The organism is Lancefieldella parvula DSM 20469 (assembly GCF_000024225.1).
In the GTDB taxonomy this organism is placed as follows: domain Bacteria; phylum Actinomycetota; class Coriobacteriia; order Coriobacteriales; family Atopobiaceae; genus Lancefieldella; species Lancefieldella parvula.
The window spans coordinates 1,153,277-1,177,776 of sequence record NC_013203.1 but is presented as its reverse complement, the minus strand read 5'-3'; the positions used below and the strand labels follow the sequence as shown (position 1 = coordinate 1,177,776).

Annotated in this window: 22 protein-coding genes and 1 tRNA gene; 19 read left to right on the top strand and 4 right to left on the bottom strand. The window is 42.9% G+C overall.

Annotation, left to right across the window (positions count from 1 at the left end):
• The first annotated feature begins 6 nt into the window (after positions 1-6).
• On the top strand, positions 7-1,740 hold the full coding sequence (locus tag APAR_RS05340; RefSeq protein ID WP_012809126.1) for an ABC transporter ATP-binding protein: 1,734 nt from the start codon (positions 7-9) through the stop codon (positions 1,738-1,740).
• Between the two features lie 92 nt (positions 1,741-1,832).
• On the opposite strand, the gene pyk is transcribed toward APAR_RS05340, so the two are convergent.
• Both pyk and APAR_RS05330 read right to left on the bottom strand, forming a co-directional pair.
• Positions 1,833-3,275, bottom strand: a complete 1,443-nt coding sequence (gene pyk / locus APAR_RS05335; protein WP_012809125.1) for a pyruvate kinase — start codon at positions 3,273-3,275, stop codon at positions 1,833-1,835.
• 79 nt (positions 3,276-3,354) lie between these two features.
• Positions 3,355-4,359, bottom strand: coding sequence for a 2-hydroxyacid dehydrogenase (locus APAR_RS05330; RefSeq protein ID WP_012809124.1), 1,005 nt, complete (start codon positions 4,357-4,359; stop codon positions 3,355-3,357).
• A 253-nt stretch (positions 4,360-4,612) separates the two neighbouring features.
• Between APAR_RS05330 and APAR_RS05325 the strand changes: the two genes are divergently transcribed.
• From APAR_RS05325 to APAR_RS05255, 15 genes are all read left to right on the top strand, one after another.
• Complete coding sequence (locus APAR_RS05325; protein WP_012809123.1) at positions 4,613-7,297, top strand: cation-translocating P-type ATPase; 2,685 nt, start codon at positions 4,613-4,615, stop codon at positions 7,295-7,297.
• Between the two features lie 14 nt (positions 7,298-7,311).
• Complete coding sequence (gene rsgA, locus APAR_RS05320) at positions 7,312-8,496, top strand: ribosome small subunit-dependent GTPase A (protein WP_012809122.1); 1,185 nt, start codon at positions 7,312-7,314, stop codon at positions 8,494-8,496.
• 303 nt (positions 8,497-8,799) lie between these two features.
• Positions 8,800-9,627: a Flp pilus assembly protein CpaB gene (cpaB, locus tag APAR_RS05315; RefSeq protein ID WP_012809121.1), complete on the top strand. Its 828-nt coding sequence runs from the start codon at positions 8,800-8,802 to the stop codon at positions 9,625-9,627.
• A complete protein-coding gene (locus APAR_RS05310) occupies positions 9,627-10,925 on the top strand; it encodes a CpaE/TadZ family protein (protein ID WP_012809120.1) in 1,299 nt (432 codons plus the stop codon). The genes cpaB and APAR_RS05310 overlap by 1 nt, the downstream gene beginning before the upstream one ends.
• Positions 10,925-12,277 carry a TadA family conjugal transfer-associated ATPase gene (locus tag APAR_RS05305; protein WP_012809119.1) on the top strand — a complete coding sequence of 451 codons (1,353 nt, stop codon included), beginning with the start codon at positions 10,925-10,927 and terminating at the stop codon, positions 12,275-12,277. The genes APAR_RS05310 and APAR_RS05305 overlap by 1 nt, the downstream gene beginning before the upstream one ends.
• A complete protein-coding gene (locus APAR_RS05300) occupies positions 12,232-13,167 on the top strand; it encodes a type II secretion system F family protein (protein WP_143714133.1) in 936 nt (311 codons plus the stop codon). Before APAR_RS05305 ends, APAR_RS05300 begins: the two co-directional genes overlap by 46 nt.
• Positions 13,164-13,778 carry a type II secretion system F family protein gene (locus APAR_RS07250; RefSeq protein WP_012809117.1) on the top strand — a complete coding sequence of 205 codons (615 nt, stop codon included), beginning with the start codon at positions 13,164-13,166 and terminating at the stop codon, positions 13,776-13,778. Before APAR_RS05300 ends, APAR_RS07250 begins: the two co-directional genes overlap by 4 nt.
• A gap of 14 nt (positions 13,779-13,792) precedes the next feature.
• Complete coding sequence (locus APAR_RS05290) at positions 13,793-13,981, top strand: Flp family type IVb pilin (protein ID WP_245526073.1); 189 nt, start codon at positions 13,793-13,795, stop codon at positions 13,979-13,981.
• A complete protein-coding gene (locus APAR_RS05285; protein ID WP_012809115.1) occupies positions 13,978-14,442 on the top strand; it encodes a hypothetical protein in 465 nt (154 codons plus the stop codon). The genes APAR_RS05290 and APAR_RS05285 overlap by 4 nt, the downstream gene beginning before the upstream one ends.
• 180 nt (positions 14,443-14,622) lie before the next feature.
• Positions 14,623-15,099: a TadE/TadG family type IV pilus assembly protein gene (locus APAR_RS05280; RefSeq protein WP_012809113.1), complete on the top strand. Its 477-nt coding sequence runs from the start codon at positions 14,623-14,625 to the stop codon at positions 15,097-15,099.
• 22 nt (positions 15,100-15,121) lie between these two features.
• On the top strand, positions 15,122-17,119 hold the full coding sequence (locus APAR_RS05275; protein ID WP_012809112.1) for a hypothetical protein: 1,998 nt from the start codon (positions 15,122-15,124) through the stop codon (positions 17,117-17,119).
• Entirely contained in the window at positions 17,116-17,574 is a 459-nt protein-coding gene (locus tag APAR_RS05270; RefSeq protein WP_012809111.1) for a TadE/TadG family type IV pilus assembly protein, read from the top strand. The genes APAR_RS05275 and APAR_RS05270 overlap by 4 nt, the downstream gene beginning before the upstream one ends.
• 357 nt (positions 17,575-17,931) lie before the next feature.
• Positions 17,932-18,222 (top strand): YgiT-type zinc finger protein, encoded by a 291-nt coding sequence (locus APAR_RS07245; protein WP_280990950.1) that lies wholly within the window; start codon positions 17,932-17,934, stop codon positions 18,220-18,222.
• Positions 18,223-18,277: 55 nt separating this feature from the next.
• The gene (locus tag APAR_RS05260; protein WP_012809109.1) at positions 18,278-20,260 is read left to right on the top strand and encodes a DUF2207 domain-containing protein; all 1,983 of its coding nucleotides are present in this window, start codon (positions 18,278-18,280) and stop codon (positions 20,258-20,260) included.
• 141 nt (positions 20,261-20,401) lie between these two features.
• Positions 20,402-20,629 carry a helix-turn-helix domain-containing protein gene (locus tag APAR_RS05255; protein WP_012809108.1) on the top strand — a complete coding sequence of 76 codons (228 nt, stop codon included), beginning with the start codon at positions 20,402-20,404 and terminating at the stop codon, positions 20,627-20,629.
• 139 nt (positions 20,630-20,768) lie between these two features.
• Here the strand turns inward: APAR_RS05255 and APAR_RS05250 are convergent.
• Both APAR_RS05250 and APAR_RS05245 read right to left on the bottom strand, forming a co-directional pair.
• A tRNA-Phe gene (locus tag APAR_RS05250) sits at positions 20,769-20,844 on the bottom strand.
• A 61-nt stretch (positions 20,845-20,905) separates the two neighbouring features.
• On the bottom strand, positions 20,906-21,175 hold the full coding sequence (locus tag APAR_RS05245) for an RDAC family protein (RefSeq protein WP_012809107.1): 270 nt from the start codon (positions 21,173-21,175) through the stop codon (positions 20,906-20,908).
• Between the two features lie 128 nt (positions 21,176-21,303).
• Here APAR_RS05245 and APAR_RS05240 point away from each other — a divergent pair, with 128 nt between their 5' ends.
• The 3 genes from APAR_RS05240 to APAR_RS05230 all read left to right on the top strand — a co-directional run bounded on the left by APAR_RS05240 (position 21,304) and on the right by APAR_RS05230 (position 24,482).
• Positions 21,304-23,127, top strand: coding sequence for a subtype A tannase (locus APAR_RS05240; protein ID WP_012809106.1), 1,824 nt, complete (start codon positions 21,304-21,306; stop codon positions 23,125-23,127).
• A 10-nt stretch (positions 23,128-23,137) separates the two neighbouring features.
• A complete protein-coding gene (locus tag APAR_RS05235) occupies positions 23,138-23,860 on the top strand; it encodes a peptidylprolyl isomerase (protein WP_012809105.1) in 723 nt (240 codons plus the stop codon).
• A 121-nt stretch (positions 23,861-23,981) separates the two neighbouring features.
• Positions 23,982-24,482, top strand: a complete 501-nt coding sequence (locus APAR_RS05230) for a CarD family transcriptional regulator (protein ID WP_012809104.1) — start codon at positions 23,982-23,984, stop codon at positions 24,480-24,482.
• Positions 24,483-24,500 lie beyond the last annotated feature (18 nt).

Below are 24,500 nucleotides of genomic sequence, written 5' to 3'. Positions count from 1 at the left end.
GTAGAAATGCTATCTGTCTTAAAAATGTACTTTCAGTTTGGAAGCTCTTATCGCCAGAAACTCTACAAAGGTCTTTTCTTTACCATTCTTGGTTGCCTTTTTGAAGGCGTACAAATAACGGCGCTTTGGATCGTTTTTACCGCTCTTACTACTAACACACTCTCAACCCAGACGATATTTTCTGCACTGGGAGTAATGCTTTTAAGCATTATGGGGACGTTCGTTTGCGCTCACTTTAAGAGTGAGAATTTCTGTGATGCTAATTTCAGTATGGCTGGTGCAAAGCGTGCAGAAATTGGAGATACATTACGTCGCCTTCCTATGGGTTATTTTAACGAGAATAGCCTTGGAGAAGTAACAGCTGTTATGACTAATCAGCTTGACGTAATGCAAAATCTTGGTGGTCTGCTTTATATGATGGTTGTTGGAGGTTTGGCTTTAACAGCAATTATTGTTGCATTCTTGTTCGTGTTCTGTTGGCAATTAGGTCTTATAACTGCAGCTACTTTTGTTTTCTTCTGTATAACAATGGAGCTGCTTCAGGCTTACGTACGTAATACATCAGATGATTATGTGGCTGCCAACACTACCTTGATCAGCTCCGTACTTGAGTATGTCCGTGGCATTAATGTGGTAAGGTCATTTTCTCTTATTGACGATGCTGAGGGAAAATATGCCAAAGCTGTTGATGATTGTCGTGTTCAAGCACTCAAACTTGAATTTAAGGCACTTCGTTTCTCAGTTCTGCAAATGGTTGTTTCTAAGGCTACCAGCGTTATTATGTGCTTGGTATCAGTTGAATTATGGCTATCGGGAACACTTGATACAGCTTCTTGTTTGACGGTAGTAGTTATGTCATTTATGTTGTTTAGTCGCTTAGAATCAGCTGGTCGTTTCTCAACTATTTTACGCAACCTTGAAATTGCAATGGAGCAAACAAATGCTATTCTCGCTACTCCTGCAATGGAGGAGGGAGAAGGTCTTGAGGAAGCGGCATCCTGTGACATAGAGCTTTCTCATGTGTCGTTTGGCTACGACGATAGGCAAATTCTCGAAGATGTAAGCCTTTCTATTCCTGCGGGTACTTCTTGCGCAATTGTAGGACCAAGTGGATCTGGCAAAACAACGCTTGTCCGTCTTATTGAGCGTTTTTGGGATGTGAATACAGGACAAGTGTCACTTGGTGGACACGATGTACGCGACTATAAGGTTGATGCTCTTCTTCAAAATTTCTCTACCGTTTTTCAGGGAGTATTTCTTTTTGATGACACTATTGAGAACAACATTAAGTTTGGTAATCCAAGTGCAACTCATGAGCAAGTAGTCGATGCAGCTAGGCGCGCCTGTTGTGAGGAGTTTATCCAGGCATTACCTAATGGATATGAAACACGCTTAGGTGAAGGTGGTTCAATGCTTTCTGGTGGCGAGCGCCAGCGTCTTTCTATTGCGCGTGCCATCTTAAAAGATGCACCGATTGTTGTACTTGATGAGGCTACGGCTAATGTTGATCCGGAAAATGAACTTGAGTTGCAGCATGCAATTGCAGAGCTCACAAAGTCAAAGACTGTCATTATGATTGCTCATCGCTTAAAGACAGTTCGCAATGCAGATCAGATACTTGTGTTAGATAAAGGTCGTATTGTGCAAAGAGGCACTCACGAATCTCTCATGGCAGAGGGCGGTATTTACGCTGATTTTGTTAACATGCGCGAGAAAACCGTTGGCTGGAAAATTGCATAGTTAGTTCAATAAGTTTGTATAAAAGAGTTGCAAAAAAAATATGCACCCAAGTTTGTACTTGGGTGCATATAACGTTAAAACTGAGATGCGGTTTACTGAACCTGGCAAATCATAGCAACATTAGTTGAAGTGGTGTAGTCACCAAGACGTGGGCTGGTATGAGGATCGCCAGCGGTCAGAACAACAATATCGCCAGTCTCTACAACGCCAACTTCCTTTGCAACGTTCAAAGCGTTGTACATGGTGTTAGAAAGTGTGCCCTGCTCAGAGGTCTTGAATGCATAGACACCCCAATAGAAGCAGGTACGACGAACTGCCTCATCGGATGGAGACATTGCATACAGAGGACGCTTTGGACGGAAGTTAGAAACAAGGCGAGCAGTGCGGCCAGAGTGTGTTGGGCAAATGATGCACTTAGCATCAACGCGAATTGCCATATCAACGGCAGCAAAACCAGTAGCACCATTGACGTTCTTAAGGCCCTCACGCTGGTGATAGACATCCTTGACTGGCAGGTATTTCTCGGTTTCCTTGCAGATGGAAGCCATAGTCTTAACTGCTTCAACAGGATATTTACCAGCTGCAGACTCACCAGAAAGCATGACGCAGTCAGTACCATCATAAATTGCGTTAGCAACGTCTGTAACCTCTGCACGGGTTGGACGAGGATTGCGAATCATGGAGTCAAGCATCTGAGTTGCGGTGATGACAGGCTTGTAAGCATCGTTGCACTTCTTGATGATGGTTTTCTGGATGTGAGGAACCTCAGCTGCAGGAACCTCAACACCAAGGTCACCGCGGGCAACCATGATGCCGTTAGAAGCTGCAAGAATCTCGTCAAAGTTCTTTACGCCAAGAGCAGACTCAATCTTAGGGAAGATCTGTACGTTAGGAGTGCCCATTTCACGGCAGATGTTACGAATCTCTTCAACTGCAGCGCCATCGCGGATGAAGGAAGCAGCAATTGCGTCAATACCAAGCTCGCAGCCAAACATGATGTCTGCGCGGTCTTGCTCAGTAACGGAAGGAAGACCGATATTAACGTTAGGAACGTTTACACCCTTCTTCTCTCCAAGCTCACCGCCGTTGATAATCTTGCAGTGCATATCAGTGCCCTCAACGTGATCAACTTCAAGACCAATAAGGCCATCATCAATAAGGATGATAGAGCCCTTCTTAACCTCTTTTGGAAGATTCTTGTAGTCAAGTGAGAAACGCTGAGCGTTGCCGATGACGTCATCATCAGTGGTAACAATGACGGACTCACCGGTGGTAAGAGTGACCTTTTTGCCATCCTCGAGAAGACCGGTGCGAACCTCAGGACCTTTTGTATCGAGCATGATAGCAATAGGAATACCAAGTTCATCAGAGATAGAACGAACGCGACCAATCATAGTGCGGTGATACTCATGGCTACCGTGCGAGAAGTTGAAACGTGCGACGTTCATGCCAGCAAGGATGAGTTCACGAAGAACCTCATCACTTTCTGTTGCAGGACCCATAGTACAAACAATTTTGGTCTTTTTGCGAGCCATATCTCTCCTTTTCGTAGGAATTGAAATCAGATTCGAATATCAATAGTAACCGTTTTTAGAGCATTTGTTTCCCTAGTGCTTAGCAAACCACACTTTTATCAACGTAATCAGTGCCCTTAGCAAAAGCAGTTGCATTATCAAGTGTAACTTGAGCAATTTGAGAGAGTGCTTCATGAGTAAAGAATGCCTGGTGACTTGTCATAACTACGTTAGGGAATGAACAGAGAGTAGAGGTGACTGAGTCAAATACCTCAGCGGCACGGTCCTTATAGACGTTTGGATTTTCCTCTTCATAAACGTCAAGGCCGCAAGCACCAATTTTGCCAGAAAGAATGCCACGAATAAGAGCCTTGGTATCGACAAGGGCACCACGTGCGGTATTGACGAGGACAACACCATCTTTCATCTTGCCGATAGTTTTATCGTTAATCATGTGATAGCTCTCTTCATTTAAGAATGCATGAAGAGAAATGAAATCAGCGCGCTCCCAAAGCTCGTCATAGCTTACATATTCATCAACGACATGTTCATCGTTTACAAGACTCATGTTTGGGTAGAGATCTGCGCCAAGAACGTGCATACCAAAGCCCTTGCAGATGCGGCAAAGTGCAGCACCGATACGACCAGTGCCAACAATACCTGCGGTTTTACCATGCAGTGTTTCTCCGACAAGACCGACGAGTGAGAAGTTGTTCTCGCGAATACGGTTATAACCGCGGTGAATACGACGGTTAGCAGCAAGCGCAAGACCCATTGCGTGCTCTGCAATTGCCTCAGGAGAGTAAGCAGGTACACGCGTTACGGTAATGCCTAAATCTTTTGCTGCATTAACGTCAACTGCGTCAAATCCAGCACAACGCATGAGTAAAAGCTTTACGTCAAAGCCTGCAAGAATCTCAAGAGTCAGAATTGAAGCATCTGCGTTGACAAAAGCACAGACAGCGTCGTAACCCTTGGCAAAGCCCGCGGTCATAGGTGTAAGGTTGGACTCGATGTAGTCGATTGAAACATCAGGATACTTTGGAAGTTCAAGGTTGAAAGAATCTTTGTCGTAACTTTGAGCACCATAAAACAAAATTTTCATAACTGCCTCCTTGCCAAATCTAACGTTTGGCTTATGTTGTTATGTTCTGCGCCTATTGTACTCCTCGTATGACAATTATTTGCCACATAACAGGAGTTTTAAGAAATATTTATTATGTTTGAAAAAAGAGAGAATACGGTAAAATGATAGGGCGTTGTAAGGTCCTGACACGGCAACCTTGGTGAGCCCTTGCCCCTCTCCTGGGGAATTATGATCGGGCATCAATCTGTCAGGTAGAAACCCAGGAGGAACTTTGAAAGAATATCTTTCAAGTGCGGCTGATGTTATCAGTGCGCAAAAAACTGATGCCGAAATTGGTCTGTCTGATGCAGAAGCAGTTTCGCGTCTTGAGGCTCATGGTCTTAATAAGCTTAAAGAAGCGCCAAAAGAATCAATTATTAAAAGGTTCTTTGCACAGATGGCTGATCCTATGGTCATTATGCTTCTTGTTGCTGCTGCTATTTCTGCTGCTGAAGGAATTTATACCGGGGAAGGCGGAGTTGCAGACGTCGTTATTATTCTGTTTGTCGTTGTCGTCAATTCTGTTCTTGGTGTTGTCCAGGAAGGCAAAGCCGAAGAAGCTCTTGCTGCTCTGCAAGAGATGAGTGCAGCTCAGAGTAAGGTTATTAGAGATGGTCGTCTTAAGACAGTTGTCTCAACTGAGCTTGTTGTGGGCGATATTATTCTGCTTGAGGCAGGTGATTCTGTTCCCGCTGATTGTCGCATTCTTGAGAGTGCTTCTATGAAGGTAGAGGAATCAGCACTGACAGGTGAATCAGTTCCTGTCGAGAAACACGCTGAGATTCTCAGTCTTGCTGAAGATACAGATGATATTCCTTTGGGCGATCGAAAGAATATGTGCTATTCCGGATCTATTGTGGTCTATGGCCGTGGTCGTGCAGTTGTTGTTGCAACAGGCATGGACACCGAGATGGGTAAGATTGCAGACGCAATTGCTCAGGCAGAGGATGGACAGACTCCACTTCAGATTGCTCTTGATAAGCTTTCACACACACTAACTATTCTTGTTGTTGTCATCTCATTGCTTGTTTTTGCAACAGGTTTCATCAAGCACGGCGCTGAGATGCTGGGTAATTTTGACCTTGTTTTAAGTACGTTTATGGTTGCAGTTTCTCTTGCAGTAGCCGCAATCCCAGAGGGCCTTGTTGCCGTTGTTACTATTGTTCTTTCTATGGGCGTAACTAGAATGAGCGAGCGCCACGCTATTGTTCGTCGTCTTACTGCTGTTGAGACCCTTGGTTGTACTCAGGTTATTTGCTCTGATAAGACAGGTACTCTGACTCAGAATAAGATGACTGTTGTTCGTCATGAGACAGAAAATCTTGACGCACATGTACGTACCATGGCGCTGTGCTCCGATGCTACTTGGGATGATATAGAGCAGGTAGCAAAAGGTGAGCCAACTGAGGCAGCTCTTGTTGCAGATGCCGCAAAACTTGGATACACCACAAGTGACTTAGCTTCTTCTCGCCCTCGTATTGGTGAGGCACCTTTTGATTCTTCTCGTAAGATGATGTCTGTTGTGGTGCGTACACGTTCTGGTAAGGTTGTACAGCACACTAAGGGTGCACCTGACGAGGTGCTTGCTCGTTGTACCAAGATTATGACAAGCGACGGCATTGTTGACCTTACCGATGAGGCTCGCTCTGAGATTTTGGCTCAGAACAAGTCCATGGCTGATCAGGCTCTTCGCGTTATGGCGTCTGCTCGCCGTGATTGGGGAACAGAAGCTCCTCAAAGTTATGATCCAGCTACCCTAGAGCATGATATGGTCTTTGTTGGACTCTCTGGCATGATTGATCCGGTTCGTCCTGAGGTTAAGAGCGCTGTTGCAGAGGCTCATGAAGCTGGCATGCGCACCGTTATGATTACGGGTGACCACATTGATACAGCCGTTGCTATTGCAATTGAGCTGGGCATTATTGCTGATCGTTCTCAGGCAATTACGGGTGCGCAGCTTGATAAGATTTCTGATGAAGAGTTTGAGCAGCGTATTGAGACAATTGGTGTTTATGCACGCGTTCAGCCTGAGCACAAGGTTCGCATTGTTGATACTTGGCGCAAGAAGGGCATGGTTACAGCCATGACTGGCGACGGTGTTAACGATGCCCCTTCCATTAAGCGTGCTGATATTGGTATTGGTATGGGTATTACTGGTACCGACGTTACCAAGGGCGTTGCAGATATGGTTCTTGCTGACGATAACTTTGCCACCATCATTAGCGCATGCGAAGAGGGAAGACGCATCTACGACAACATTCGTAAGTGCATCCAGTTCCTCTTGAGCTCCAACCTTGCAGAGGTTATTTCCGTCTTTATTGCATCCCTAGTTGGCTTTACTATTCTTCAGCCTACCCACCTTCTGTGGATTAACCTGATCACCGACTCTCTGCCTGCGCTTGCTATGGCTACCGAGAAGGCAGAACCAGGAATCATGAAGCGTAAGCCACGTAATCCTAAGGACGGAATCTTTGCGGGCGGCGTTGGCTTTGACTGCCTTGTTCAAGGTTCTATCATTGCTCTTCTCACCCTTGCCAGCTATTTTATTGGTCACTACTTTGAGTATGGAACCTTTGATATCTCACAGGTTATTATTAACCCAGAGGCTGGCGTTGAGGGTATGACCATGGCGTTCTTGACGCTTTCTATGGTTGAGATGTTCCACTCCTTCAACATGCGTTCTCTGCGTGGTTCCATCTTCAAGCTAACTAGTCACAACATTTGGCTGTGGGGCTCCTTTGTAATGTCTTTGATTCTTACCTTTGTGGTTATTGAGACACCACTTTCTCAGGCGTTTGGCTTTGCTGAGATTGGTTTTAAAGAGTACGCCATGGCAATGCTTTTAGCTGCATCTATTATTCCTTTGATGGAGCTGTACAAGGCTGTTATGCGTTCTGTGCAGAAGAACAAAGCATAAGGTAGGGAGCACTCTTGTCCGCTAAGCGTACAAAAAGTTCCAAGAAACTAGGAGCCGGCAGGACTCAAGGGTCACTGCCGGCCCTTTCTTCATTGCTGGATGTTCCAGCGTTTGAACAGCTGACTCCATCGTCGGCTCAGATGCAGGCTTATACAGACGTCGTATCTGAGCTTGAAGCTCAAGGGGTTTCTCGCCAGATGATGACTATGGCCTGCGTGGTCCGCTTGGATAGGGGATTTCCCGCGGTTGTTTCGGAGCAGGGAGTATTTCGCGCCGAGTTTGCCGCACGCGTGACTAAGGGCCAGAACTCTACGGTGGCCGTAGGCGACTGGGTATGTGCTCGCATTCCAGAGTCGCATGATATGGGTATCATTGAGGCCATTTTGCCACGAGAGACCGATATTGCTCGTTGGAAGGGTGGAGCCCGTGGTCAGAAGCAGACTTTGGCTGCAAATGTTGACCTTGTCCTTGTAGTGCAGGCCTTGGATGGAGAGACCATCTCGGTAGATCGCATTGTTCGCTCGGCAGTTATCTCTAAAGACTGCGGCGCCGCCTGCGCTGTGGTGCTTACTAAATCAGATGTTGCCGGACCAGAGCTTTTGGCTCAAGAGATTTCTTCTATCACTGCAGCTCTTGGCTCTACGGTAAAGATTGTTGCAACAGCTTCTAAACTTGAGGGCGAGAAAACCGATGTACTTGCAGATCTTGCGCAGACCGCACAAGATCTTGGAGCCGCGTGGGGGATTGACGCTGTTCGAAACCTTGTTCCTTACGGTTCCATAGCTATTGTACTTGGTGAATCAGGCGCTGGTAAATCAACGCTTCTTAATGCATTGTTAGGTCATGAGGCGCTTGAAACGGGAGAAGTTCGCGAATCTGATAAGGCTGGTCGTCACACAACAGTTGCTCGTCGCATGGTGGCGCTTCCTGAAGCTGGTGTTATTGTGGATGAACCGGGCCTTAGAAGCCTACCTATTGTGGGTCATGAGAGGGGATTGCAGAAGGTATTTCCGCACATCTCTGAGGCCGCTCAGACGTGTAAATTTAGGGACTGTACTCATACGCATGAGCCTGGTTGTAGTGTGCAAGACGCGCTTCATGAGGGTCAGATTACAGAACCACAGTTAAAGGCATATTTGTCTTTGGCAAAAGAAATGCGAGAAAGTCAGCAATCACTTGATCCTGATGTTGTGCTTTAAGTTTTAGTAGCGTAAATCCTCTAAACACCCTGTATCCAGGGTGTTTTTTGTCTCACAACTTGGTAAAGTCTTGGTTGAAAAATGTAGCAACTATGATTTTCTAAAAATTTTTATATATCAAATTAGATAAAAATTTAAATTACCTATTTTTTCCGTCACTGCAGCAGCCTGTGAACTTATTGCTTTGTGACAGATTCACGTCAGCTGTCTGACATATTTGTGCAGGTAAATCTTTTGTTTTTACTCTTCTTCTCTCAAGTTGAGTACAAAATCGATGTATCGCAAATGGAGGGAGGATAAATAGTGACTAAGAAAACAAGAATTTTAATTTCTGTATTGAGCGCGCTTTTGGCTAGTTTTTGTTTCTTTGCATACGTACAAAGCGTCCGTGCTGAAGCGGAGAAGTCACGAGCAGAGGCAATACAAAAATATGGTGGTGAGCTTACCTCAATTTTGGTAGCTACTAAACAAATAGAACCCGGAGAAACCCTCTCATCTTCTAACACTCAGGTAAAAAGCTGGATTTCAGATTTGATTCCTGAAGGCGCAATTACTAATCCAGAAAGTGTTATGGGTCGTACGGTCTCATCTGTTATTGGAGTTGGCATGCCTGTTGTATCTCTTCATCTACGATCGGTTGCTTCTCAGATTACTATTCCAGAAAATCTTATCGGTCTCACTATCTCTCATGGCGAGAAGTACGGATTAGCTGAGAGACTCAGTGCTGGTACAAAGCTTGCGGCATATGAGGTTACTGATTCTCTTATTACCTGTATTGCTTCGGACATTTCGGTATTGTCAGACGACGCTGAGGGTACTCTTTACACTTCTTCTTCAGTAACGCTCGGATTGACTCCAGAACAGGTTCCTGCCGTGCTCTCAGCATACGCTCGAGGAACGCTTCGATTTACTCTTCCTGGATCAAAGATTAACGCTCAGGACTTACTACACAACAATTCTTACGTTGAAGAAGAGAACCCAAAAGATTTATCTGACACGACGAATCAATCAAACTCATCATCTGCAAGTGAAGATGTGCAGCCAGAGAACCCTGCTTCTCCAACAGCCGACCAAGACAGCAATAGTGCGCCACAAGCAGATTCGTCTACTAATCCAGGGGGTGAAGCGTAATGTTAGAAAAGTGGATTGTGTACGTAGGTCTTGATGCACGCGTTGAGCTTGGTGCTATTCTTAGTTATCTAGGAATTAACAATAGGTGTGAATTTGCTGATTCAGCGGCATCCCTTAGATCGATTGTTTCGCACTCAACTCCTCAAGATTATTCAGTATTAATTGGTAATACCGGTTCTGATGTTTCGGATATAAATCTTGCAGCTGCAATTGTTAAAGATGGAAACGCTCGCTGTGTGGTACTTGTAAGGTCTGGCGCGTCTGGATCACTTCGTTCAAGAGCAGCCAAGGCAGGAGTCGATTTAGTAATTGACCCTATGGAATTAGGAGATCTGGTAAAGGTTGGAAGAGGATATCAATCATATGGGGCTGACAGGCTTTCTCAGCCTTTACCAGAAGCTCCAGATTATGTTGCCAGTATCCAAGAGTTAAATTCCTATTTACAATCTCTCATTCCTCTTGATAAGACTTTAAAAGCTCCGATTCTTACGTTTACTTCAGGACGAGGAGGAGTGGGAAAGACCACGATTGTTTCTTCGATGGCTCTCCTTGCTTCATCTTGGGGTTTGAAGGTGGCATTGGTTGATCTTGACCTGTCTTATGGAAATGCATTTGAGAAGCTTGGAATTAGACAGCCAAAAGATTTCTCTGATTTTGTTGCTGATGTCCCTTCAGAAAAAGAAAACCTACTTGAAAAGGCAACTTGTGTCCATAAAAATTTGTATTTATTTGGGCCCTGCGTAAAGCCGGAAATGGCAGAACCATTATTTCCCTGTGTGAGTAATTTTCTCCAAGCTGTTTCTGGTTTGGTTGATCTGGTTCTTGTAGATACCACGACAGCATCAACAGATTGTTATGCTCAGGCAGCACAATGTGCAGATAGGCTAGTTATAGTTTCAGAGAACCCTCTTACGTGCATTAATTCATTGGCAAAAGTAAGCGGACTTGCAGTACGTCTTGGAGTGGCAAGAACGCGTATTATCCGACTCGAAAATAAGGCTAATCCAAAAGCCAAGCAGGACTTTTCTGTTGGAAAAGCTGAGGTGGGTCTTGAGGCAGCAAAGATGTTTAGGATTTTTAAAGGAGGACCAGGCTTTCAAGAGCTAATCCAGCAAGGAAAGCTTTCTACGTTGTTACAAGAAGAAACCTCATTTGTACAATCAATTTCCTTTGTACTAGCGCATTTTCTTAACGAGCTAGGTATTCTTCCACAGTTGCGTGAGGCTCAAAATGCACTTCAAGCAACTTCTGAGAAAAGGCCATTTAGCTTGTTTAATAGGAGGAAGGAAGTGGGTTAATGCTTGTCTTTGAACGCGTTGCTAAGCAAATTGAGACGCAAGAAGAGAATGACTCACAACTTCAAAAAGAACTATTTCAGAAGGCCAGAAAGAAGTTAAAAGAAAAACTTGTTTCTCGATTAGGACTTTCCACGGTTTCTTCTCTTATTACAGGTAGTGATATCGATCGTGTAAGAGATGAACTAAGAGTTACCTGTGAAGCAATTGTTAATGAAGAAAAGGACGAACTCTTTAGCTCAGTTGACTATGAGGAAACAATTGAGCAGGTAATTAATGAAGTGTGTGGTCTTGGTCCAATTCAGCCGCTACTGAATGATAAAGATGTTACCGAAATCATGATTAATGGCTGCAACAATTTGTTTTACGAGAAAAATGGTGAGCTATTTGAATCAAAAACAGTCTTTGACTCGGAAGAACAGATTTTGATTGTTATGGATCGCATCTTATCTCCATTAGGTAGAAGACTGGATAGAGTGAGTCCTATTGTTGATGCTCGACTTGAGAATGGGGACCGTGTTAATGCAGTGGCAAGTCCTGTTGCAGTGAATGGTACTTCAGTAACTATTCGCAGATTTACCGGAAAAATTACTTCTTTGGACCGGCTGGTGCAAATGGAATCATTGCCTCAATGGCTTGCAAGGTTTTTGTCTTGGGCTGTGAAATGCAGACAGGGAATCGCGGTTGTTGGCGGCACGGGATCTGGTAAGACTACGCTTTTAAATGCACTTTCATGTGAAATTTCAAAGTCAGAAAGAATTGTCACTATTGAGGACTCAGCAGAGCTTAAGTTTGATTCACATCCAAATGTTGTCAGGCTAGAAGCTCGTCCTGCTTCGATAGAAGGAACAGGAGAAATAACAATTAGATCATTGGTGAGAAATGCACTTCGAATGAGGCCGGACCGCATTGTCGTAGGAGAGGTAAGAGGCGAAGAGTGCATTGATATGTTGCAGGCTATGAATACAGGTCATGACGGCTCTCTGACAACATTGCATGCCGGAACTGCTCAAGAGGCAATATTGCGCTTAGTGTTAATGGCTCGTTTTGGAATGGACTTACCTGCAGAAATCATAGAACAGCAGATAGCAACTGCACTTGATTTGATAGTTATGTCTCAAAGGTTTCCTGATGGGAAACGGTATGTGACCAGCGTTTCAGAAATCTCTTTGTCTTCGTCAGGATCAATCGAGGTACAAGAGGTGGTGTCGTTTGACGTGCAGAAAAGAAGTTGGCTTTTTGTAAAAACTCCTTCTTTTATCAATCGCGCAATAAAAGAAGGATTACTCAATAAAAAGGAGGTGGCTTCATGGATGTCATTGCTTCCACAATCACAGGAGGTGCTTTTGGAGTAATTATCTATTTTCTTGTACGTAACGGTGAAGAAAAAATTGTCTCTCAAGCAAGCGTACGAATAACAGGCTATGTGGTTCAGTTTTTTCAATTTGCACGAAATAGTATTTTTATGCGGAGTTTGCTCAAATGGGAGCCTTTCTATTATGTATCAATGCAGTTACGCAATCGCTTTCTTTACAAATATGGGATCACTTTAGTCGATGACGCTTTCGTACTGTTTTTCATTAGTGGTATAGCTGCATCTATTCTGTTTGGCATTCTATTTGAGTCTGTAATCGGTGTACTTTGCGGTCTTTTCTCGTTATTTCTAGTTCCTTATTTTCTATATGAACATGCTAAGCATCAGTCTGCTTTAGAAATAGCTCATATGATGCCTTCGATTTTTAGGACTATTGCTGTTGCTCTTGGATCAGGTCTTACGCTTTCGCAATCTATTGAATATGTTAGTAAACATACAGAAGGTGTTGTATCGGAAAGTTTTTGTATTGCTGATATGCAAATTAAGTGCGGCTTTCCTATTGAAGAGGCTATTGAAGATTTGGCAGAGAGATTGGATGCTCCAGGTGTTAATTTGCTGGCTAGCGCCTTAGTAATTTCACATCGAACAGGCTCTCCGCTTAAGAATCTTTTACAAAAAACTGCTGAGTTGGTTGAATTACAAGAGAAGAATCAAAGACTTATAGCAACAAAGACTGCTCAAGTTAGATTATCTGCTCGAATTGTATGTCTTCTTCCAGTTGTTCTGTTGATCATTTTGTCACTAGTATCGCCAGACTTTCAAAAGGGCTTATTTACGCCATCAGGTGTTATATGCACGGTAATTGCAATGATCATGGACTGTATTGCTCTTTTGATTATTCGAAGCATTATGAAAGGAGTAATGAAGTGATAGATCTAATTTGTTCCTTAGCATTTGCATTATGCATAGCTATTTTCGTTTTAGTTATGCCTGTGAATTTAGATCATTGTGATGTTCGTTGTTATTATCAGCACATTATTAGAAGTGTGAAGAATTTCAAAAGAGTGAACCTTCGAGCAAAATCAGAGTTTACAAGAAAATCATGCCTACGCGAGATGCCAGAAATGATTGATATTTTGATTCTTGGACTGTCGTCAGGGTTATCTTTTGATTCGGCGCTAGATCTGTATTGTTTACGAGAATCTGGCGAACTGTCAAAAGAGCTTTCAAATGCTCATATGACTTGGAAGCTTGGAGCTAATACTCGCGAAGAAGCCCTAAATCAGATGGCAGCAAGAGTAGGGGTTCCATCGCTTAAAAGCTTTGCAACTGTTGTGAATGAGGCACTTACTTTTGGAACTCCTCTTGCGGAAATATTAGATAGACAAGCTTCAGTTCTTCGAGATGAGCAGCGCTCCTTGTTGGAAACAGAAATCGAAAAGATTCCAATTAAAATGCTCATTCCTTTAGGAACGCTTATTGTTCCAGCAATGTTACTTGCAATTTTAGGTCCTTTGCTTGGGCCTGCGTTTTCTTCTTAGGAGAAAGGAAGATGATGATGTTCTCAAATCAATTTTTTAGGTTTATTCGAGGCTTAAAAGAGGATGAGTCTGGACAGGGAACTACAGAGTATGCAATCTTAGTTGGCGTACTTGTGGTTATTGCGATTGTCGCAATCATTGCTTTTAAGGGTAAAGTTTCTGAACTTTGGGAAGCAATTACTTCTGGAATTAATTCTCTATGAGTAAAAAGAGTACTGCTGCGTATTCTGTGTTCATTATCTCCACTGTGTGTTTGCTATTTGCTGCGTTTCTTTTCTTACCAAGAAAACAGACCGATTCATCTAAAACAGAATTAGGCCATGCGCAAACTCAGAAAATTAAAGAAGAAAAAAGAACTAATGAACAGTCAATCTCAAATGCATCAGTAGAAGATTTATTTGAACAGAATTCCGTGCAAAGAGATAGTAAAGAAACTATTCAAGAAGAAGCACAAAGTGTTTTAGAGAACTATCAGCAAAGAGCTGATTGTGCGCTTGTTTATTCCGGATATATAGATTTAGCTGGCAATGTATGGAGCTGTTTAGTTAATGGTGGAAATTGGTCAGAACTTGTGACTATTTCTGATCAAGGAGAGATAAGGAGGGTCTCAACATGTCATATCTCTACTCAAGATGTAAAGAATCTATTAGAAGAATCAAACTAGGAGTTCAAAATATAAAAGGACAGGCTATGCTTGAATATGCCCTAGTTTTATTTTCGTGTTTGATGGTTATTACGTCTCTTGGTGCGATATATCACTTTGTACAAAACGGAGCAGTTGTTCAACTGGCTACCCAAGCTGCTTCACATACTATGCATGACTCTCTTTTAGATTTAGCCAAAGATGTTCTCTCGTTTTAAGCAGAATGCTGGCCAAGCGTCAGTAGAAGCTGCACTGTTATTCCCAGTTATTCTGATGATTATTGCATTGCTTGTGGAGCCTATCTGCATTCTCTATACAAAGACAGTTATGGATGGAGCCTGTGCAGAAGGATTAAGAGTAGCAACAACGTCTTCTGACACTGAGTTAATAGAGTCCTATATCAAACGCAGACTTAAAGCTATACCGGAAATACCTCTATTCCATAAGGGTGGAGATGAGGACTGGAACATCTCTATTGATAAAAAAGAAAACGACGTCTTGATTGAAATTACGGGTCATGTAGCAGCGATGCCGCCAATAGGCTGGTGTTTATTCCTTGCAGGTCAGACGGATAATCAGGGAATTATTTTGAAATCAAGTTTATCTGCTAGTACGTATCCAGATTGGATTGAGGGTTCTTATGCAGATTGGATTGCCTTTTGGAAAGGACAAGCATAGGAGAATAAGGCTTGGACTTTCTATGTTTATAGACGATAAAGGTGGTATTACGTCAATCGCTTTTGCAAGTGCTCTTTTGGTCTGTTTAGCTCTTGTATTTGCGCTGGTGTCGGTTGCTTGGGTTTCATCGAGGGCATACAAAACTCAGTCAATAGCAGATGCGGCTTCTATGGCAGGAGAAAACGTCGTAGCCAAATACACAACTATTGCGCAGGTAATTAATGCAAGCATATTGAGCCTTGGGTTATCAGGATTGTTATGTGTTGGAGCTGGATTGGTTGCTTCATGTGTTCCAGGTTTAGCTTCGGCAGGTTCCAAATTGTGTGATGCAGGTTTTAAAACACTTGAAGCGCGTAAAAAATTTGCTACTTCAGCTTGTGAAGGTTTAGAAGCAACTGAGAAAATGCTTCCAGTTTTTGCAGCAGTGGCGGCGAGCTCTTGTATACAAAAGAACTCTATTGATGCGGGTAACTTCGTGGGATCAGCTCTTCTATTTCCTGCTCAGTCACAATCTGATTTTGGACATTTAAATAGCGACGTCTCATCAGATGAATTAAAAGAACAGAGAGAACTATTACAGCAGATAGCAAAAGAGATTGAAGAGTTACAGAGTAAAGCAGAAACATCTAAGAAGAGGGCGTGGGAGGCAGACTGCGGTGGAGGTCCGTATTCTATGCGCGAAAGAGCGGAGCATCTTGCTGGTCTTTCTGGGGATATAAACCCATCTATCCCGTCGCCAACTTCTTGGACGTTTGGTATCGCTTTAAAGCGAGCTAGAGCATATTACAGATCTCGATATGATCAAGAAATTGTCAATGGAAGCACTGCAGAAGAATTGCGTGATTCTGCTATACGAAAAGCTTTTTATAACTTTGCCCACCAGGAACTCTCTAGAGGATTTTATAAAGAAACAGCTGATGGTGAAGTTGAAATGAATTTACCTCGATTGCCACATAACTTAGAGGAGACAAAGAAAACAGATCTGTATCTAAAGCCTATTTGGCCTTGTACTTATGAAAACGGCGAGAAAACCATTCATGCTCATAGGTCTTGTCCAGGAGTAACTGGAGAAAGCGCAGGGTTTGCATCGTTGCAAGATTTAGATTCTGGAGCGGTTCATGAGTGTCAACATTGTCATTTTACAAGTGGCGATGTAGGAAGGGTAGCATCTGCCTCAACAAATATTGATAACGGGTTTGAGTATTACTGGAAGATTGTAGTTGAAGAGTCTGAAGTTTATGAATCGTCACGCCAACAAATAAAAGATTTACAAAAGAAGTTATCTGAAGCTGCAGATAAATCAACCGGAATATTTCAAAAAGCACTTGATGCGTTAAAGGTTGCTAGGCCTAGATTATGTCCACCAGGTGCTTGGGGATGTATTTCATTTGTGAGAAGAGGAGGCTCATCTCCAGAATTCCAAGGAAGTTTGGGGACGCTTGAGCAGTCAGTTTTTCTTCCAGAAGGATATGCAATATCCGGAGCGGTACTTGCTCCAGATAGCTCATCTACAGATAACGTTCTTTCAAGCTTTTTTGACCAGGTTGAAAGGAGAGGAGGGTTTATCGGACAAACTATAGATAAAGTAATGAGCTTGTGGGGATCTCTTTTAACTTTATATGGGGACGGCGTAACTTCTTGGTCTTCTAAGCTATCAGAATTTCTTGATGACATTGATGGGATAACAGGTGGAAGTGTCGGCTCCAAATTACGGAGCGCTTTAAAACAAATAGTTATTGACGCTGGATTAGAGCCAAGTGATTTAAGACAAATGAAGCCCGTTCTTGTTAATACAGAAAGAATTTTGAAACAAACTGGCTTCGAGAAAGAATCAACGATTCGTGAGCTAGTTCAGAAAATACCTAATACATCAGATCCAATCGCTTTAGCTCGTTCACTTGGCGCATTTTCTCTGCAATATTTGCCAGACAAAATCACAATTGCAAAATTGATCATTCCTGTCATTGATATTGAGATTCCTTTAGAAATTGATGTTAAGAAAGTTTTTGGTGGCACATGAAAAAAATGAAATTCCTTTGTTGCCAAAAAGGACAGATGTTTGTTGAGACTGCATTGGTTCTTCCGGTTGTATTAGTGATTGCTCTAATTGCAATCAATCTATTTAAGTTTGCAGATATGTGCTCAAAGTTTGATCGTGTTGCGGCGGATCAAATTATTGCTCATGGAATTTCTTCCAGTCATTCCACGGATGGAGGAACGCTAGAAAACTTAACTCATAAAATAAAAGCTGCTCTTAAATGTGATGACAGTTGCGACATCGTTGTCTCATCGGAGGGAGAGAGTGAGGGGATTGGGAATATGGTCTCTGTTTTTTCTAAATATCAAGTAACGCTTAAGTACAAACCTTGGCCACATACTCTACGTCTTCCCCTAGTGTCACTAGAGTCTCCTTTGTATCTTACTCATACAACTTCAATTGTTATTAGTCCTTATAAGTCGGGAGTTGTGATTTGAAAATGAATGTACAGGTTTCGATAGAAGAAGTCCCTAATTCAGAGCAAATTTTTGAATTGTTACAAGGGGGCTTCGAAAAGTTCGTCGGTCTTTTGGGCACCGAGATAACAGCTCCTTCAGTATTACTTCTGAAGTGCTCTTCAGTCCACACCTTTGGAATGACGTATCCGATTGATATCGCATTTGCAGATGATCACGGAGAAATTTTAAAAATTCGGAGACGAGTACAGCCTAAACAAATTCATAGCTGCGCGGGTGCCTATTGCACATTTGAAAGACCATCAGTTGATGATTTCCCATGGTTTGAGGTGGGTCAGAAAGTGCTCATTCAAGAAATAAATACTGAGGAAAGCAACGTTGAAAGAAGGAGTCGCTATGGCTATAGAAAACTACTCCGTAAAAATTTGCCCCAGATGCGGAGAAAAGCTGTTTCAGGACATGAGAATTTGTTACGGCTGCCTTCTAGACTTCAGCGGTCCAAGCTCGCTTGTATGCAATCTCGAAACATCAAGAAATAAAAAAATTGCTAACCTTCCCTTTATAGAGACTGACGAGTATTTGCTTTCTGAGGAAGTAGGAGAGGAGTGGGATAAAGGTTTACCACCCGCTTTGTTTGAACTTGATAATTCATACTCACCAGTAGATTGATAAGTACGTGGTATCCTTTTAAGAAGAGTTGCGAAAGTAACATAAAGGAGTTTCTATGTATAAAATCTCGCTTCGCTCTTCTAAAATGAGCCAGTTTGTAAGGATTGCACTTTGCATAATGCTGTTGGCTGTTGCGTTTCTAATTGCTCCAACAAAAGCATTTGCACGTGATCTTTCAATAGATAGGGTAGATATTGATGCGACGGTTCAAAAAGACGGAACGTTGCATGTTGTAGAAACTCGTACATTTTATTTTAAAGGAAGCTATCACGGTGTTTATTGGAATCTTCCAGTTGGAAAGAATAAATACAATGGACAGAACGTTGAAATAAATATCACTTCAGTTACTGTTCAAGATAGTCAAGGATCACGCCAGATTTATAGTAAAAACTCTAGTGGAAACAGCGCCAACTCAGATGAGTATTATGTTCCTACTCAATCAAGCGATATGTTGAATTTGAAAATTTATTCAGCACATGATGATGAATCTGCAAATATAACTATCGAGTATGACATTACTAATGTTGTAACAAATTGGTCTGATACTGCAGAGTTGTATTGGAAGTTTGTATCTGATGGTTGGGATTCAGAGTCTCATAATGTAACAGCTACCATCCATCTTCCGGTTCCTTCAGGTCAATCGATCGTTGCTGGAGATACTGTCCGTGCTTGGGGACACGGCCCGCTGGATGCAAACGTAGAAATTACTAAGAATGCAGTTGTTTACAAAGTTCCTGGTGTAGGAACTGACGAGTTCGCGGAAGCTCGTATTACGTTCCCAACAGATTGGGTTTCTGGGCTAGCTCCTATTCAGCAGAATAAATTAAGCAGCATTCTATCTGAGGAACAAGCATGGGCAGACGAAGCAAATCACAAGCGTGAGCTTGCAAAAATTCAGGTAGCCCTCATACTTTATGCGCCGTTAGTATTTGCAGCTATCACCTTTGTGGCAGCTATTCTGCTACGCATTAAATATAAAAAGGTCATGGCTCCTCAGTTTAATGACCTTTATTACAGGGACGTTCCATCTAATGATCATCCAGCAGTTCTTTCTATGCTTTATAACGGTGAGGGAATTAAGGGAGATGCTCTGACGGCAACTCTTATGCACCTTTCTGATGCAAAGTACATTAGTTTGAATAAGACAGTTAATACAAACTTCCTTGGTATGGAAAAGTCTGATTATTGTCTTACAAAGGTCCAAGACTTTCAGGAAGACCAGCCATCTTTCTATCCTGGTAGTTCTTTATCAAATAAGATTGATAGCATGGCTATGCGATTGATTTTCGATAAGGCCGGGGAATCTGGAGCGGTAAATACTACCGTTACTATGAAACAAATTGGCAAATATGCCTCTGATCATCCAGAAGATTTTAATAAGGCGTATGAGTCATGGGAGAGCCCTATTAAGTTTAGCTATGCTGCTAAGTTTGAAACAAATAAGATCCCATTCCATGGCAAGGGAATTCTTGGTGCTCTGATTGCTGTTGATATTCTTGTTGCAGCTGCTGCATTCTTTATGGGTATTGTGGCGGATGTTTCGATTGGTAATTTACTCTTTAATTTACTGCTTCTTGTTATTGCCGGTCTTATTGCGCTTATAAACATTGGTAAGTTTGATTTGATGAACAGAGAGGGTGTTGAGACGCTTGCTAAGACCCGTGCTCTAAGAAAGTGGCTTACTGAATTTACTAATCTTCATGAGGCAATTCCAACCGACGTTATTCTTTGGAATAGGCTTTTAGTTATGGCAGTCGCGCTTGGTGTGGCAGATAAGGTTATTAGTCAGTTGAAAGTTGCAATGCCCGAGTTGCTTAAGGATCCACAGTTTATGCCCGTTTATAGTTGGTATTACTATGGAAATGGCATGCGTGTTAATGCAATCGATAGCGTAACCAAGAGTGTTACAGCTGCTCATTCTGTCTCTACCGCGGCACTTGCTTCTTCTAGTTCAAGCTCTGGTGGCGGATTTGGTGGCGGCTTCTCCGGCGGAGGCGGCGGTGGCTTCGGCGGCGGAGGCGGCGGAGGCGGTTTTTAATACCATAAACACCTCGATGAATGTCGCAATAAACGAAGAATAAAGGATTCAATTCTCCCCGCAGTTTAGGTGGGGAGAATTTCTTTTCTTTAAAAATATGCGATTTTGGCATATTTGAGTTGATAGTTTTACGCTGCATTTATGGAGCAGATATCTAACAGATTAGTAGGCCAGTGCCTTCGCGATTTACGAAAGAAGCAGCGTCTTACCCAAGAGACAGTTGCAGAGCGTCTTGCTGGAGATCAAGCATTTGTATCAAAAGTTGAATCGGGCGAACGTGGCGTTAAACTTGGAGAAGTTTATGCTTTTGCTGAAGCTTTAGGCATCGAAGCTTCTGAACTAATTGAAGCGTTGCGTACGTATCGATAGTTTAGTTCATTTTTTTTAATGCAAGAATCTTATAAAAGATGTGCTTCTTAAAAGAGGTACATCTTTTACTGTTTGTAACGTCAACATCAAAAGATAAAGAAAACGGCTCAAAGATTTCTCTCTGAGCCGATTCAAGTCGTGGTGGCGGGGAAGGGAATCGAACCCCTGACACGGGGATTTTCAGTCCCCTGCTCTACCAACTGAGCTACCCAGCCATTGGTGCTTCGAAAAGCTTATTTACTATAACAGACTGAAGCACTTCGTCAAGCGGGCAATTTATACAATCCAGAAATTTTTTCCGCCAGTGAGGTCAAATTCAACGGTCATGCCCTTTATTGCAAAAAATGCTTCAACTTGCTCTTTTGTTTTTTCGAGCTCTTGATCGTTGGTTTTCTCGCGTCCATCGGTTTTCTCGTCAGAGGGGAGTTCTATCCAAAGAGACTGCTTGCCACACGCGTCGCGCAGGTGAACTTTGCTTAGAAGGCCCTGCTGAGCAAGTCTTTCATTAAGATGAATGAGGTCAAAAAAGTTGACGATTTTTGGCATGCTAACTCGTTTCTCTAAACGCTTGCTCTTAAGCATACACGTTTGCAAATTGGTACAATAGACAACTAGCTTGAACTAGGTCAGCGGTCGTTGCTGCCTCCACTGAATAAACTATTCGAGGGGAAATTATGGCCTTCACGAGAAAAGAATTCTTGTCCCTTTCTGCTTTAGGAGTTGCAGGCACCTTAGCAGCATGTACTCCACAAGCAAGGACATCTGATAATACGAATCAACCTGCATCTAACGTGGACCTTGAAGAGTTTAAGTCACTTAAATTGGACATGACTCAGTGGAGTTATGATGAGGATAATGACTGCTATTATCAGCTGGGCATTCAGTACTGCACTAAGCCTGCAAGCAAGTCAGTGAACACGCTGTCAGTCTTTGTACCTGGAAAGTATTTCTCGGGAAAGAAGAATGGCTCTACGTACGAGTGTGAAGTGAGTGAGAAGGCTGTTGTCGGAAGCTTTACTGCGCGAACTGCACCTATTGTCATGCCTATTAACACGGCAACACTGTTCCCTCAGAGTGCACCTACGAGCTATGCATACGAAGGTCTTGCACCGTATCTTGAGGCTGGCTTTGTATATGTATATGCAGGTTTTCGCGGGAGAAGTGCGGGCTACGATTCAACCACAGGTTCGGACGAGCTTTATGCAGGCGGTTCTCCTTGGCCAGCAGTAGATTTTAAGGCTGCTATTAGGTATTTGCGCTACAACAATGAGTTGCTTCCTTGCAATACATCTAAGATTTTTGTGTTTGGCTTTGCAGCTGGTGGCGGCCTCAGCGCGGTGCTAGGAACCTCGGGAGATTCCTCGCTTTATATGCCATACCTTAAGGCAGTTGGTGCTGCTACACATAGCGAGAAGGGCGAGCAGCTTTCAGACTCAATTTACGGCAGTGCTTCATGGTGTCCTGCAACATCGTATGACCTTGCAGACGCAGCGTATGAGTGGTCAGCGGGTCAGTATGCAGATGCAACAGATTCTCGTGCTGAGGGCGTGTGGACGCAACCTCTCTCACAAGATCTTGCTGGCGCATATGCTTCATTTGTTAACAACATGGATCTTCTCGACAGCAATGATAGTAAGGTCAGTCTTGATGAGACTAACTCTGGTGTCTATACTGCCGGATCATATGCAGATCTTCTCGTCAACGAGCTTAAGACTTCTGCAAGTAACTTTATTAAGGATAATGCATTCCCGTATACTTTCACGCCTCAGCGTCTGGAAGAGCCTACTTTCCCTGGCGATCCAAATCTTGCAACAGTTCGTGGTACAGATAACGCGGCTCCTGCTACTCAGCAGGTTCAATCTACCATTTACGATACTGCTGAGCACTATTTTGATTCTTTGAACTCTGAATCAATTTGGGTTGTTTATAACCTTCGTCGTCAGAGCGTTGAACTTGAGAATTTGAGGGGTTTCTCGCGCGCTTTGAGAAGTGCATCACTTCCTGTTGGAGCTTTTGATGCTCCTGATAGAAGCACACGCGCAAATCAGCTTTTTGGTGTTGGCGAGCAAAGCACTCTGCATTTTGATGAGCAAACTGCTAACCTCATCAAAAAGAATCTGGATACCTATATGAAGCTTACTGATTGGAAGTCCAGCTACGCTAATGATTGGACCTCTGATCTGAATAAGACAGATACGCTTGAGAATGACATTCCAACACGTGTTGACATGTTTAATCCTCTGTATTTTACGAGCGCATCTTATAAGGGGTATCAGTCAGCAACGGTTGCTCCTTATTGGCGCATTAATGAGGGTGCCCAGAATACAGATACTTCAATTTGTACCTCGTTTAATCTGGGTTTGTCTTTGAAGCATTTTTCAGGTGTGAGTAGTGTTGATTACACACTTGTTTGGGATAAGGGTCACGTTCTTGCTGAGAGAACGGGCAATGCAACCGCCAACTTGGTGTCTTGGATTGTCTCGTGTGCGTCTGCTTAGGAGTCATAGCGTGTTTCAAACAAAGAATCGTCGGTTGTACGTCACAATTGTCATCGTTTTGTTTGCGATAGGAGCAATATTTTTCTCTTTTTTTAGAGGTGCTAATAAGTCTCAGTCACAAGCAAGCTCGCAATCTCAGCAATCTCAGCAATCGCAGCAGACACAACAGACGCAGTCCCAGGGTACGCAAAACAAGGGCTATATTGATTCGGTAGCAGCTGATGACCCTTATGCAAAGGGCATACATCACGTTCGTATTGTTGTGAAGGATTACGGTACTATCGAGGCTACTCTTAATGCAAACGTTGCGCCTATTACCGTTTCTAATTTTGCGCATCTCGTCGAATCAGGTTTTTATAACGGACTTACATTCCATCGTATTATTGACGGCTTCATGATTCAGGGTGGAGATCCCAAGGGCAATGGTTCGGGCGGATCAGAGAATAAGATTAAGGGTGAGTTCACCAAAAATGGTGTTGAGAATGACATCTCGCATACACGTGGAACTATTTCCATGGCACGTGCTCAAGATCCAAACTCGGCAAGTTCACAGTTCTTTATTATGCAGGCAGACAACTCAACTTTAAATGGAAACTATGCAGCATTTGGCACGGTGACAAGTGGAATGGACGTTGTCGATGCAATTTGTAAAGGTGCAACTCCTACTGACTCTAACGGAACTATTCCTGCTTCAGAGCAGCCAGTCATTGAATCAATCACAATGATTGATTAGATTCCTTATATAAAATCTTGTTATTTTATTGAGTGTTCTGCCGTACTTTATAAAGCTGCAGGTTATTAGCGTATAACACCTTTCTCATGGTATACTATTGTTATCCGAGAGGAGTGGTGTTATGCGAGCTGTTGGCGAGTTTTGCGTTCACCCAGGTCAGGGCGTATGTCTTGTTAAAGATGTGGTGTCAGAGCCTACTCCGGCTTATATTTTGTCTCCTATTGGACAAAAACACCCTGTTCAGATTGTATTTCCTCTTGATCAAGAGTTCAGACTTCGTAATCTTATGACACGTGATGAGGCAACGAATCTTGTTGATACCTATCCTCAAATTGAACTCATTACGTTTCGTATTCATAACACATCGCTTGAAGAATCTCATTTTAGACACGCTATCAGAGAAGGTTCTTGTAAAGATTCTATTAGTATTGCTAAAACGTTTAGAGCTCGTATTGATACCGCACGTTCACTTAACAAGAAGCCGCCGATTTCTCACGAGAGAATTTTTAAGATAGCTAGCAATCGTAGTCTTTATGAGCTTATTACAGCACTTAATTGTACTGTTGATGAGATTCAGAAGGTATTTAGCTCGCGCTACGGCGTAGAAATTGGAAGGGTATAGAGTACAATTGTCCCATCC